Genomic DNA, 13,406 nt, shown 5'->3' with positions numbered 1-13,406 from the left:
GCAGAGAGCTACCCTCCCATGACCAATCCCACTGCCATTCGCCGTGCGCTTATTTCCGTATCCGACAAGACCGGTCTCATCGACCTGGCCCAGTCCCTGAACGCGCGCGGCGTTGAGCTGCTGTCCACCGGCGGTTCCGCCAAAGCGATCCGCGACGCAGGGATCGAGGTGACGGATGTTGCCGATGTGACCGGCTTCCCTGAAATGATGGATGGGCGGGTGAAGACGCTGCACCCCAAGGTCCACGGTGGCCTGCTGGCGCTGCGTGACAATGACGCCCATGTCGCCGCGATGGACGAACATGGCATTGGCGCAATTGATCTCTTGGTGGTGAACCTCTACCCGTTTGAGGCCGCGCTGGCCCGCGGTGCGGACTATGATGAGATGATCGAAAACATCGACATCGGTGGCCCCGCAATGATCCGCGCTGCGGCCAAGAACCATTCCTTTGTCACCACGGTTGTGGATGTCGAAGATTATGACGCCCTGATCGCCGAGCTGGACGCCAACGAGGGGGGCACCACCTATGCCTTCCGTCAGAAGTTTGCCCAGATCGCCTATGCCCGCACCGGTGCCTATGACGCGGCTGTCTCGACCTGGATGGCCAGCGCAATTGGCGAAGAAACCCCGCGCCGCCGTGTCTTTGCTGGCACCTATGTGCAGGGTCTGCGCTACGGCGAAAACAGCCACCAGGGTGCAGCGTTTTACAGCGACGGCTCGGGCCGTCCGGGTGTGGCCGCGGCAGAACAGCATCAGGGCAAAGAGCTGTCCTACAACAACATCAACGACACCGACGCTGCCTTTGAGCTGGTGTCTGAGTTCTTGCCGACCGATGGTCCGGCCTGTGCAATCATTAAACACGCCAACCCCTGTGGTGTTGCGCGCGGTACCTCGCTGGAAGAAGCCTATGAGAAGGCATTTGATTGTGACCGCACCTCTGCCTTTGGCGGCATCGTTGCGCTGAACCAGCCGTTGGATGCGGCCACCGCCACCAAGATCACCGAGATCTTCACCGAAGTTGTCATTGCCCCCGGTGCTGATGATGCCGCGCGTGAGATCTTTGCCAAGAAGAAGAACCTGCGTTTGCTGACCACGCCTGCGCTGGCTAACACTTTGGACAAAGGCCTGGCCTACCGTCAGGTTTCGGGCGGCATGCTGGTGCAGGACCGTGACAATGGTTTCATCGGTATGGACGATCTGAAGGTGGTGACCAAAGTTGCCCCCACCGAAGACCAGATGCGCGATTTGCTCTTCGCTTGGAAAGTGGCGAAACACGTTAAATCCAACGCCATCGTCTACGTCAAAGACGGCGCGACCGTTGGCGTGGGCGCCGGCCAGATGAGCCGCCTCGACAGCGCTTTGATCGCTGCCAAAAAGGCCGAGCGTATGGCCGAGGCGATGGGCCTGTCTGAACCGCTGACCAAAGGTTCGGCTGTGGCGTCTGACGCCTTCTTCCCCTTCGCTGATGGCCTGCTGGAAGCCGCGGCTGCTGGCGCGTCCTGCGTGATCCAGCCCGGTGGTTCGATGCGCGACGATGAGGTGATCGCCGCCGCGGATGAGGCGGGTCTGGCGATGGTGATGACCGGCATGCGCCACTTCCGTCACTAATGTGTGATCGCGCCTGCGGGCGCTGATTTGAAAAAATGCTTGTTTCCGGCTGGTTTGTGATACACTTGCCGGAAACAGGCAAACGATGAGAGGGCCCGGAAAAGCGGCCCCCAGTTGAGGATAAGCAGATGACAACCGTATTTTGGGCGGGGTTTTGGACGTTCTTGTTGGATCAGGCCAGCAAGTATTTCGTGGTGCATTTCCTTGACCTGCGGGTGCGCGGTGAAATTGACGTGCTGCCACCCTTCATCAATCTGCGCATGGCCTGGAACACCGGCATCAACTTTGGCCTTTTTGCTGACAACGGTGATGTGGCGCGCTGGTTCCTCATCGGCATGGCCTTTGTGATCTGTGCAGCGGTGCTGTTTTGGGTGCATAAGGACCGCCCGGGCCGGTTGGGGCTGATTTCTGCCGGTTTGCTGATCGGTGGCGCCTTGGGCAATGTGGTGGACCGGTTCCTTTACGGCGCGGTGGCGGATTTCCTCAACATGACCTGCTGCGGGATTTCCAACCCCTATGCGTTCAATGTTGCTGATATCACCATTTTCATCGGCGCTTTTGGGCTGGTTCTGTGGGGGGGACCGCAAAAGGCCACGTGACGGGGCCGGTTTGATCCGTTAAGACGGTTTCAGTATTTGCAGGAGGGTGGCAATGCCGCGTGCATTGGTATTGATGATGGCCGTGCTGGCCGTTTCGGCATGTTCGGGTCAGGACCGGGATATTGGCTTGCGCGATCTGCGCTCCTTCTCCGGGGGACCGGATGAGTTTATGGTCCTGCCCGGCAAGGACCTGCAGCAACCTGCTGATTACGCCTCTCTGCCCACCCCTACCCCGGGTGGCAGCAACCTGACAGACCAGAACCCTTTGGCTGATGGCGTCGAAGCCCTCGGTGGCCGTGGTTCGGCGCTGGCGATGACGGATGGCATTCCCTCCAGTGATGCAGCGCTGGTGTCTCATGTCAGCCGCAACGGTGTCAGCGGTGATATCCGGCAGGTACTGGCCGCAGAGGATGAAGAGTTCCGCCGCTTCAGTTCGCGCTTCACCAAGCTGAAGCTTGTGAAGGTTGACCGCTACGCCCGCGCCTATCGCAAGTTCACGCTGAACCCCAGTGTCGAGGCGAAGAAGTGGCGCCAGTTTGGCGTGCTGACCCCAACCTCCCCGCCGCGCAACTAACCGCTTACGGCGGCTCACGACAGCGTCAGATCTGGTAATGCCTGCTTGAAGCGTACGTCAAGCGGCGTATCTTCCTGTTATCTATAGGAGGATGCTCATGAAGCGTTTCACCGCCGTTCTTGCCACGCTGATGACTTTCAGCCAGCCGTTACAGGCCGCCGACCATAACACCAGCGATCTGGTCACCGATTTCACCCTGGATAACGGGTTGGAGGTTGTGGTGATCGAAGACCACCGTGCCCCTGTCGTGGTGCATATGCTGTGGTACCGCGCCGGATCCGCGGATGAGCCCGTGGGCCAATCGGGCGTAGCCCATTTCCTGGAGCACCTGCTGTTCAAAGGAACCGAGACACTGGAGCCGGGTGAATTTTCCGCCACAGTGGCCAAGAACGGTGGCACGGACAACGCCTTCACTAGTTATGATTACACCGGCTATTATCAGCGTGTTGCCGCGGACCGGCTGGAGCTGATGATGAAGATGGAGAGTGACCGTATGGTCAATATCCGTCTGACCGAAGAAGATATCGCGACTGAGCGTGACGTGATCCTGGAAGAGCGGAACCAGCGGGTGGAAAACAATGCCTCCGCCCTGTTCCGCGAACAAAAGCGTGCCGTGCAGTATCTGAACCATCGTTATGGCGTGCCGATCATCGGCTGGCGCCATGAGATGGAGGAGCTGAGCATGGAAGATGCGCTTTCCTACTACGGCACATACTATTCTCCCAACAACGCGATCCTGGTTGTCGCTGGTGATGTGACACCCGATCAGGTCGAGGCTTTGGCGCAGAAATACTACGGCGTGATCCCGGCAAACCCGGATCTGCCGACGGAACGCCTGCGCAGTCAGGAGCCGCCGCAAACCGCCGCACGCCGCATGACCTTTGTCGACCCCCGTGTGGCGCAGCCCTATGTCAGCCGTTCCTATCTGGCGCCGGAACGCAATTCCGGTGATCAGGCTGAGGCGGCAGCGTTGCGCATGCTGTCCGAGGTCTTGGGTGGTGGTCAGACCGCTGTGATGGCCGAAAAACTGCAGTTTGAAACCCAGCAGGCGGTCTATTCCGGCGCCTTCTACGGCGGCACTTCGCTGGATCGGACAACTTTTGATCTGGTCGTGGTCCCGACCCCCGGTGTTTCCCTGGAAGAGGCAGAAGCGGCCATGGATCAGGTGCTGGTCGAGTTTCTGGAAGAGGGGGTGGATGAAGCACATCTTGAGCGGATCAAAACCCAGATCCGTGCCTCGGAAATCTATGCGCGTGATGATGTCGAAGGTCTGGCAAATCGCTACGGCCGTTCGCTGACGCAGGGGCTGACCGTGCAGGATGTGCAGGACTGGCCAAATGTCCTGCAGGCGGTCACTGCCGAAGATATCATGGCAGCCGCCCGTAAGGTGCTGAACCCGAAAACATCCGTCACCGGATACCTGATGGCCGAGGAGGGCTGATCATGCTGCGTTACTGTCTTATCGCTTTGACCCTGATCGTCACCACCCCGGCCCGCGCGGCGGTGGATATTCAGCCCGTGACCTCCCCCGGTGGGTTTGAGGCATGGCTTGTCGAAGAGCATTCGATCCCTTTTGTTGCATTGGAACTGCGCTTCAAAGGCGGCGCTGCACTGGATCTACCGGGCAAAAAGGGTGCGACCAACCTGATGGTTGGTCTGTTGGAGGAGGGCACCGGGGATCTGGATGCCCGTGGCTTCGCCCGTGAGGTTGAAGGGCTGGCGGCGTCCTTTGAGTATGACGTTTACGATGACGCGGTGACCGTCTCGGCCCGTTTTCTGACCGAAAATCAGGATGAGGCGCTGGCGCTGTTGCGCGGTTCCCTTGTGGCGCCGCGGTTTGATGAGGATGCAGTGGAACGGGTGCGGGGGCAGGTCCTATCGGCGATTCGTTCGGACCTGAAATCGCCCCGTGATATTGCCAGTCAGGCGATGTCAGAGCTGCTTTATGGCGATCACCCCTATGCGCTGCCTTTGATGGGTACACTGGACAGTGTTGAGGCGCTCAGCCGGGACGATCTGGTCACTGCACATCAAAATAGCCTGACCCGGGATCGGGTCTATGTCTCTGCGGTTGGCGACATCACTGCCGATGAACTGTCGGCGCTGCTGGATAGCCTGCTGGCGGACCTGCCTGAGGCCACCGTGCCATTGCCGGGCCCGGCGAGTCTGAACCTGCCCGGCGGCACTGAGGTGGTGGAGTTTGAAACCCCGCAGTCGGTCGCCTTGTTTGCCCAGGGTGGGATTGAGCGCGAAGATCCTGATTTCTTCCCGGCCTTTATTCTGGACCTGATCATTGGTGGCGGGTCCTTCGAAAGCCGCCTGATGGAGGAGGTGCGCGAAAAGCGGGGCCTCACCTACGGTGTCTATTCTTTCCTTGCTGATAAGGATCAGGCAAAACTGTGGATGGGATCGGTGGCCTCAGCCAATGACCGGGTGGCACAGGCGGTTTCGGTCATTCGTGATGAATGGGCCAAGGCGGCTGAGGACGGCGTGACTGCAGAAGAGCTGCAGGACGCCAAAACCTATCTGACCGGTGCTTATCCGCTGCGTTTTGACAGCAATGCCTCAATCGCCAACATCATGGTGGCGATGCAGATGGACAACATGCCGATCGACTATATCGCCACCCGCAATGATCGGGTTAACGCTGTCACGCTGGAGGATATCAACCGGGTGGCCAAACGCCTGCTGGATCCCGAGGCACTGACCTTTGTCGTCGTTGGTCAGCCCGTTGGGCTGGAGTGATGATCCCCAAAAGGGACTAAGGCGCACAGCCCGCTAAGGGCTGTGCGCGTCTCTTCTGATGCTTAAACGCAGCCCTTGGCGTCATAGATCTTCTGTAGCTGGTTCAGGGATTTGCCAGCATCGATTTCATCGATCAGGTTGACGCCGGTTTCAACATCCGCTGCGGTGCGCAATTCCTTATCGCTGGTGAAAATCGAAACCATTGAATTTGCGAAACCGTCGACCTGCGCGGAAGTTTTGCGTTGTTCGCGTTTTCCAATCTCACGCGCAAGCTCGGTGCAGCTGTAAGAGTTCGCCGCGGCAAGCTGGGTTTTCGATTCACCGCAAGCGACAAGACCGCCGAGCGCAATAAGGCCAATCAGGGGAAGCTGGATGGTGCGAAGGGGCATGGTGTTCCTCATAAAGTATCTCATTTGACCGTCAGCCAGACAATTGCGCTGGGCATCATGCCCGCGCTTCGGTTGCTGGTCCGGCTGCGCCCACACACAGCATGGGGGGCGTTCTGATGTCGTCTCCTTCCATCGGGAAGGACATTTTTGACCGTGATTTGCGGCGCTGAATTTTCTTGCATGTCCTTTCCGGTCGATGTGGACGACCGTTGAAAGACACAAACGCTATTGGGAGGGGGACAACGGTGTGGGGCTGGTAATCAGTGCGATGAGAACAGCCTCAACAGTTGCTCGGCAGTGAAAATGCTGGCAATCCGCTATGGCGGTTATTTGCGCGGCTCTGGAAACGGGTTTGAAAATGAATTTTGCCTCGGTCGATACGGCTTTGAATGTTGCCACCGTTGCGGTGTGTCTGTTCTGCGCAAACCTGCTGCTCTTGCGGCGGCGCGACCCGGGGGTCTACCTGCCGCTTGCGTTGATTTTGCTGTTCAAAGCCCTGGCGACAGGCGTTCTGGAACTGTCAGAGGTGCAGGGCATGCCGGTTTGGGTTGCCCGCCTTGGCCTGTTGCTGGCCGGGCTTGAGGTCGCCAGCCCGTTTCTGTTCTGGCTCTATGTCCGCGGCCTGACCAGCGAAGGGGATCTGATACGGATCCCCAAGCTGCGCCGGCATATCCTGCCGATCATCGCCGTTGTACTGTGCTTTTGGTCTGCGCTGTTCTTCCCGGCCGATCTGATTGAGGCAGATCTAGCAGAGGATGACCCTCGGATCCCCGGGTTGCTGGTGATGGCGCTTCTGGTGTTGGTGGGGGATGTGTCCTTCAAGATCATGATTGCCAGTTACACCTATCTGACGGTGCGCCGTCTCATCGCCTATCAGGCGCGGCTGAAGGATGTGTTTGCCAGCACTGAAAATAAGGAACTCACGTGGATCTGGGCCATCCTAGTGTCGGCTGCGCTCTATCTGGTGCTGAATGTGCTGCACAGCGTTTCGATCTTCGTCGGGGCCTTGGGTGAAACCGATTTCGAAGCAGAGGCGCTGGTCCTGAACAGTCTGGCGTTGCTGGCTCTGTTTTGGGTGTTGGGCATCTGGGGCCTGCGGCAGCGCCCGGGGCTGGTCAGAGAGATGCAGGATGAGCGCCCGCTGCCTGAAACGCCAGTTGAGCCCAAATACGAAAAATCCGCCCTTGATGACGCCCGCGCGCAACGCATCGCCGAAAAGATCGACGCGGCCATGTCGCAGGATATGCTCTACCGTGATCCCAACCTGTCGCTGTGGGATCTGGCAAAACACGTTGGGGCCAATTCGCATTACGTGTCACAGGCGCTGAACACGCAGTTGAACAAAAGCTTCTTTGACCTGGTAAACGGCTGGCGGGTGAAGGACGCCATCCAGCAATTGACCACCTCGGACGAGACGATCCTGGTCATCGCCTATGACGTTGGCTTCAATTCCCGCTCGGCGTTCTACAAGGCTTTCAAGCGTGAGACCGGCAAAACCCCGTCTGATCTGCGCAAGTAGGTGTCGGCGGTATCGCGAAACGAAAACGGCAGGCCCTATGTCAGGACCTGCCGTTTTGATTTTCCTAATGGGCAAGGCCCGGCGGATCACTCGCCGTAGGGTACCCAGATGGTTTTCACCTCGGTTGCGGCTTCCAGGAACTCTTTGCCCTGACCCTCGGCGCCCATCCAGTCACGGCTTTGGCCGTTGTTGACCCAGGTGCGTTTCAGGTTGCCGGCGCTTTCGCGTTCGATCAGCGCGGAAACATCCGAGGAGGAGAAGCTCCAGAGCGCGTCCACATCCATGTGTTTGGCCAGGGTGTCTGCCAGTTCTTCATGGCTGCCGGTCACGATGTTGACCACGCCGCCCGGTACGTCCGAGGTTTCAAGGATCTGGTAGAAATCCAGCGCCGCCAGCGGGAAGGCTTCGCTTGCGGTCAGCACCACACGGTTGCCCATCGCAATGGCCGGGGCCATGGCCGAAACCAGACCCAACAGCGGTGCCTCATCGGCGCACAGCGCACCGATCACACCCACGGGTTCCTTCATCGACAGAGCGACACCACGGATCGGCACACCTTTGGCGGCCCCATCGTATTTGTCGGCCCAGGCGGCATAGGTGAACAGACGCTGCACCGAGGCTTCAACCTCTTTCGCGCCCTCCTTGCCACCGGTCAGATCGTTGATCCGACGCGCAAACTCATCGGCACGGGCCGAGAGGTTTTCGGCGATGTAGTAGAGGATCTGTGCCCGCAGATGGCCGGTGGTTTTGCCCCAGCCTTTAGCGCCGCGCGCCGCCTCAACCGCGTTGCGGATGTCCTTGCGGTTGGCAATCGGAACCTCGCCCAGATGTTTGCCTGCTTTGGACCAGACGTCGCGCGAATAACCGCTATCAGGACGGGCCTGTTTGCCGCCGATATACAGCTTACCGGTGCGATCCACACCAGCGGGTGCGATTTCGCTGCCGGTGAAGGGCTCCACCTTCTTCAGCGCCTTGGTCTTGCGTGCGGGTTTCGTGTAGGCGCCCAGGCCTTCCCAGCCACCCTCACGGCCAAAGCCGCTTTCGCGCACGCCACCAAAGCCAGCGGCGGCATCAAACATGTTGGTGCCGTTGATCCAGACCACACCGGCGACCAGCTTGGGCGCGATATCCAGCGCGAGGTTCACGTTTTCCGTCCAGAGTGTCGCTGCCAGGCCGTAACGGGTGTTATTGGCCAGATCGACCACCTCAGCCGGGGTACGGAAGGTGGAGGTGACAAGCACCGGACCAAAGATCTCTTCCTGCATCAGCGGATCTGCCGGGCTGAGGCCCGAGATCAGAGTCGGCGGGTAGAAACAGCCATTGGCCGGAATGCCACCATCGGCGCGGTAAATTTCACCGCCTTCGCAGGCGTCGACCATTTTGGTCACCGTCGCCAGCTGCACCGGATCGGCCAGCGCGCCCATGTCGATGCATTTGTCCATTGGGTTGCCAACGCGCAGCTTGTCCATGCGGGCCTTCAGCTTGGCGTGGAACTGCTCGGCGATGCCTTCCTGCACCAACAGGCGCGACCCGGCACAGCAGACCTGACCCTGGTTGAACCAGATCGCATCAACCAGCCCTTCGATGGCGCTGTCGATATCGGCGTCGTCAAAGACGATGTAGGGCGACTTGCCGCCCAGCTCCAGCGTCAGGCCCTTGCCCTGACCGGCCGTGGCGCGGCGGATGTGGCGGCCCACGGCGGTGGAACCGGTGAAGGCCACCTTGTCGATGTCTTCATGGGTGGTGATCATCTCACCCACGGCGCCGTCGCCGGTGACGATGTTCACAACACCTTTGGGCAGACCCGCCTTGCGGCAGAGGTCAGCAAAGCAAAGCGCGGTGAGCGAGGTGTATTCCGCAGGTTTCAGCACCACGGTGTTGCCCATGGCCAGCGCCGGGGCCACCTTCCACGCCAGCATCAGGAGCGGGAAGTTCCACGGGATCACCTGACCACAAACGCCAAGCGCCTCGCGGCCCTGAAGTTCCTCTTCCATCAACTGGGCCATTCCTGCGTGGTGATAGAAATGGCGCTGCACCAGCGGGATATCGATGTCGCGGCTTTCGCGGATCGGTTTGCCGTTGTCCAGTGTTTCCAGCACGGCAAACAGGCGTGAATGTTTCTGCAGCAGACGGGCGATGGCATAGAGGTGCTTGGCCCGACCATGGCCGCCCAGCTTGGCCCATTTGGGCTGTGCTTTGCGGGCGGCGGCAACGGCGGCATCCACGTCGTCCTGCGTGGCCTGGCTGAGCGTCGCCAGCGTCTCACCGGTTGCGGGGTTCTTGCTATCAAAGCCGTCACCGGGCGTGGTGAAGGCACCGTCGATGAAATGGCCAAAACGGTCACCCTGATCAACAAGCCATGCCAGTGCTTCGGCGGCAGATTCGGGGGCGGGGCCATAGTCCATGGTTTCAAAGATCTCTTTAACGGTCATTGTACGTGACTTTCTGTAACGATCCGGGGGCAGCTGCCGCCCTTATCCCATTGCGTGACGGTGGCTGGCCGAATAGGCGCCGGTGACGTGATGTTCCAGCTGGCGTTCAATGTCGCCCAGCAGTGACGACGCGCCAAAACGGAACAGATCCGGTTGCAGCCAGCGATCGCCCAGCTCCTCTTTGATGAGGGCCAGATACGTGATCGCATCTTTGGCTTTGGAAATGCCGCCTGCTGGCTTGTAGCCAACACGGTAGCCGGTGCGGTCGTAGTAGTCGCGAATAGCGCGGATCATCACCAGGCTGACGGGCAGGGTGGCGTTGACGCTTTCCTTACCGGTGGAGGTCTTGATGAAATCCGCCCCGGCCATCATGCAGATCAGCGAGGCGCGCGCGACATTGCGCAGCGAACCCAGTTCGCCGGTCGCCAGAATGGCCTTCACATGGGCGTCACCACAGGCCTCACGGAAGGCTTTCATCTCATCATAAAGGGCCTGCCAGTTCTGGCTCAGTACGTGGCGGCGGGATATCACGATGTCGATTTCCTCGGCCCCCGCTTTGACGCTTTCGCGGATTTCTTCAACGCGCAGGTGGAAGGGCGACAGGCCGGCCGGGAAACCGGTGGAAACCGCCGCGACAGGAATGCCGGTGCCTTTTAGGTTGGCCACGGCGCTTTCGATCATGTCGTGATATACGCAGACCGCGCCGGTGGTGATGCCCTCAACGCCCAGTTCGGCCAGAATTTCGGAGCGCACAGGTGTTTTGGCCTTGGCACAAAGCCGCGCCACACGACCCACCGTATCATCACCGGCCAGTGTGGTCAGGTCGATGCAGGTGATCGCCTTCAGGAGCCATGCCGCCTGATAGTCCTTCTTGACCGAACGGCGGCCGGGCAGGGTGGCGCAGCGGCGTTCGATGGCCGAGGTATTGGCCTGCACGCGCGCGACCCAATCAAGGTCCAGTTCCATGCCGGGGTTGCGCGGCTCATGCAGCTGCGGCAGCTGCGCGGTGTTTTCTTTCACTTCGGTTGTCACCTTGTCCTCCATGGACTGCGGTTGAAAGGGCGTCTGGTCCATGTCGGCTCAGACGGCTTCGTCTTGGCTGTTAAAAGCGATCATGCCCTGCTGTTGCAGCTGGCGCAAATCACGTTGCTCCACCATCAGGTGCTGGCTGGTGAAGGCAGCGGCATAGGCCTTGGCCAAGGGGCCGGCGGCAATCAGCGCCACCCGCTGGCCCAGCCAGTAGGGGCGCGTGGCGGACAGTTCGGCCCCCAAGAGATGACCGATTGTGGCGCTGGGATCTTCGGCCAGTTGCGCGCTGGACAGCTGTGTTGCCAGCCGTTCCGGGCGCGACAGCGTGTCTGACAGGGCGTCGATATCGGCAGTAGCGGCCTCGGCGGCGTTTAACCCGCGGGCCAGCGTTGGGGTCAGATAGCTTTGAAAGCTGACCGCCTCATCCGCGCTGATCTGGACCCAATGGCTTTGATCACCGTCGACCACACAGGCCACACCGTCAAAGTCCTTGATGGTCCGGCACAGCCCGGCCAGCGCCAGACGGCTGGTTATTGGCAATAGGCCCAGCGGTTGCGTCTGGGTCAGCGCGCCACCCGGGGCAGTGGCGGTGATTTTGGCCGGGACCGGCTGGCTGGCGGCGCCCCCAAAGGTCACCAGGCGCGCGGCATCAGCGCCCACCGGGGCCTCGCCCTCAGCGCTGTTGCCAACAAACCCCCACGCGAGGCGGCTGCCGTGGTCTTCAACCACACCGATCCAGTCGAATTTCGTCATGTTTTGCTCTTATGAATTTTTGACCAAAGGGTCAATTGTTTGCGCTGTCAACTGCTTTGCGGCAAGGGCTTCACCGGTCGCGGCCTGTTCCAGTGGCCACGTCCATCAGCCAGTTTCGCACGGTTGCTATTTCAGCACGATCATGACGCGGGGACCAGACCAGATGGAACCCGGATGCCGTCACGTCTGTATCATCCTGCGGAGCGTGCCACAGGGGGGTAATCAACCGCGCGGCCAGCAATTCGGGCAGGTACAGATCTGGCACCAGTGCGATGCCCTGACCCTGCAATGCTGCATCCAGTGCCAGCCCGGTCTGGTTCACCTGCAACATCGCCCCGCTATGCGCCACCCCGGCTGCGTTCATGAGGCGTTGCCAATCGCGATGACCATCCTGGATGAGTGGTAGGTCACAAAACCCGCTCAACTCTGTTTGCGGGTCAAACAACCCGGTCTGGGCCACCGCAACCAGTCGCAGGGGGGCCAGTTCGATGCTGGTCAGCCCGCGTTCTTGCGGTGGTGGCCCCAGACGTACTGCCAGATCCGCCATGCCCTGCGCCAGATCTGCGACGCGTTCCTCAGCCCGCAGGTTGAGGGTGATTGCCGGGTGGTCCTTGGCCAGATCAGGCAGGCGCGGCAGCAGCCATTTGGTGGCAAAACTGGGCGGCACTGACAGGGTGACAGTCGCGCCCTCCCGCAGGTGCAACAGGCCCTGATGCAGCAGCTGAATCGCCTGACTGGCATTGGGCTGTAGGCGCCGGCCCGCTTCGGTCAGGCTGACGCCACGGGCTTCCCGATGGAACAGCTGGGTGCCCAGATCCTGTTCCAACCGGCGGATTTGTTGCGCCACGGCGCCCTGGGTGACCAGCAACTCCTCCGCGGCAAGACGGAAGTTCAGGTGGCGCGCGGCGGCCTCAAAGGCCCGTAGGTTGTTGAGGTTTGGGATCTGCATATCGCATCCAAGGCAGGAGGTTTCCTACAGCCATGCGCCTTTAAACATGGTTGGTCAAGTCTGCACGGATCAGGAATGCTGCTGCCTGAAGCATAGAAGGAGACCGGAAATGACCAAAACAGCCCTCTTGATCGCCGCAGGCAGTGGCATGGGTGCAGATGCCGCGCGCCGTTTGCATGCGGATGGATTTCAGGTGGCGATCCTGTCGTCATCGGGCAAAGGCGCCGATCTGGCCGAGGAGCTGGGTGGCGTTGGGGTGACAGGATCAAATCTGGATCCCGAGGCGCTGCAGATATTGGTGGATCAAACCATGGCGCGCTGGGGCCGGATTGATGTGGTGGTGAACTCCGCCGGGCACGGGCCCAAGGGCGATCTCTTGTCGATCAGCGATGAGGATTGGCACAAGGGGATGGAATATTACCTGATGAACGTGATCCGCCCGACCCGTTTGGTGACCCCGATCATGCAGGCGCAGGGCGGTGGCGCGATCCTCAACATCTCGACCTTTGCGGCCTTTGAGCCGGATCCGCTGTTCCCGACCTCGGGCGTGTTTCGTGCCGGGTTGGCCAGTTTCACCAAGCTGTTTGCCGATAAATACGCAGCTGACAATATCCGGATGAACAACATTCTGCCGGGATTCATCGACAGCCTGCCTGAAACCGAAGACCGCCGTGCCCGCATCCCGATGGGGCGTTACGGCACCCAGGCGGAGGTCTCTGCGATGGTGTCTTATCTGGCCTCAGACGCCGCGGCCTATGTGACCGGTCAAAACTGGCGCATCGATGGCGGGCTGACCCGGTCCGTCTAAG

At 60.3% G+C, this 13,406-nt stretch carries 12 protein-coding genes; 7 read left to right on the top strand and 5 right to left on the bottom strand.

Annotated elements, in window-relative coordinates; all coding sequences use genetic code 11:
- Positions 1-18 precede the first annotated feature (18 nt).
- The 5 genes from purH to TL5118_RS18900 all read left to right on the top strand — a co-directional run bounded on the left by purH (position 19) and on the right by TL5118_RS18900 (position 5,526).
- On the top strand, positions 19-1,608 hold the full coding sequence (purH, locus tag TL5118_RS18920) for a bifunctional phosphoribosylaminoimidazolecarboxamide formyltransferase/IMP cyclohydrolase (protein ID WP_058242264.1): 1,590 nt from the start codon (positions 19-21) through the stop codon (positions 1,606-1,608).
- 128 nt (positions 1,609-1,736) lie between these two features.
- Positions 1,737-2,207 (top strand): signal peptidase II, encoded by a 471-nt coding sequence (gene lspA / locus TL5118_RS18915; protein ID WP_058242265.1) that lies wholly within the window; start codon positions 1,737-1,739, stop codon positions 2,205-2,207.
- Between the two features lie 52 nt (positions 2,208-2,259).
- Positions 2,260-2,781: a DUF3035 domain-containing protein gene (locus TL5118_RS18910; RefSeq protein WP_058242266.1), complete on the top strand. Its 522-nt coding sequence runs from the start codon at positions 2,260-2,262 to the stop codon at positions 2,779-2,781.
- A gap of 97 nt (positions 2,782-2,878) precedes the next feature.
- Entirely contained in the window at positions 2,879-4,222 is a 1,344-nt protein-coding gene (locus TL5118_RS18905; RefSeq protein ID WP_058242267.1) for a M16 family metallopeptidase, read from the top strand.
- Positions 4,223-4,224: 2 nt separating this feature from the next.
- Positions 4,225-5,526: a M16 family metallopeptidase gene (locus TL5118_RS18900; protein ID WP_058242268.1), complete on the top strand. Its 1,302-nt coding sequence runs from the start codon at positions 4,225-4,227 to the stop codon at positions 5,524-5,526.
- A gap of 62 nt (positions 5,527-5,588) precedes the next feature.
- On the opposite strand, the gene TL5118_RS18895 is transcribed toward TL5118_RS18900, so the two are convergent.
- Positions 5,589-5,915 carry a hypothetical protein gene (locus TL5118_RS18895; protein ID WP_058242269.1) on the bottom strand — a complete coding sequence of 109 codons (327 nt, stop codon included), beginning with the start codon at positions 5,913-5,915 and terminating at the stop codon, positions 5,589-5,591.
- Between the two features lie 358 nt (positions 5,916-6,273).
- Here TL5118_RS18895 and TL5118_RS18890 point away from each other — a divergent pair, with 358 nt between their 5' ends.
- A complete protein-coding gene (locus TL5118_RS18890) occupies positions 6,274-7,434 on the top strand; it encodes a helix-turn-helix domain-containing protein (RefSeq protein WP_242601826.1) in 1,161 nt (386 codons plus the stop codon).
- Positions 7,435-7,520: 86 nt separating this feature from the next.
- On the opposite strand, the gene TL5118_RS18885 is transcribed toward TL5118_RS18890, so the two are convergent.
- The 4 genes from TL5118_RS18885 to TL5118_RS18870 form a co-directional block, all read right to left on the bottom strand.
- Complete coding sequence (locus TL5118_RS18885) at positions 7,521-9,866, bottom strand: aldehyde dehydrogenase family protein (RefSeq protein ID WP_058242270.1); 2,346 nt, start codon at positions 9,864-9,866, stop codon at positions 7,521-7,523.
- Between the two features lie 42 nt (positions 9,867-9,908).
- Positions 9,909-10,910 carry a deoxyribose-phosphate aldolase gene (gene deoC, locus TL5118_RS18880; protein WP_370701694.1) on the bottom strand — a complete coding sequence of 334 codons (1,002 nt, stop codon included), beginning with the start codon at positions 10,908-10,910 and terminating at the stop codon, positions 9,909-9,911.
- A gap of 36 nt (positions 10,911-10,946) precedes the next feature.
- Positions 10,947-11,648, bottom strand: a complete 702-nt coding sequence (locus TL5118_RS18875; protein WP_058242271.1) for a 2-dehydro-3-deoxygalactonokinase — start codon at positions 11,646-11,648, stop codon at positions 10,947-10,949.
- A gap of 70 nt (positions 11,649-11,718) precedes the next feature.
- Entirely contained in the window at positions 11,719-12,597 is an 879-nt protein-coding gene (locus TL5118_RS18870; RefSeq protein WP_058242272.1) for a LysR substrate-binding domain-containing protein, read from the bottom strand.
- A gap of 109 nt (positions 12,598-12,706) precedes the next feature.
- On the opposite strand from TL5118_RS18870, the gene TL5118_RS18865 reads away from it, so the two are divergent.
- Entirely contained in the window at positions 12,707-13,405 is a 699-nt protein-coding gene (locus tag TL5118_RS18865; RefSeq protein WP_058242273.1) for an SDR family oxidoreductase, read from the top strand.
- Position 13,406: the final 1 nt, after the last annotated feature.

This window comes from Thalassovita autumnalis, assembly GCF_001458255.1.
GTDB classification, from domain to species: Bacteria; Pseudomonadota; Alphaproteobacteria; order Rhodobacterales; family Rhodobacteraceae; genus Thalassobius; species Thalassobius autumnalis.
Note: the sequence above shows the minus strand (reverse complement) of the source record. Positions and strands in the feature narration are given on the sequence as shown.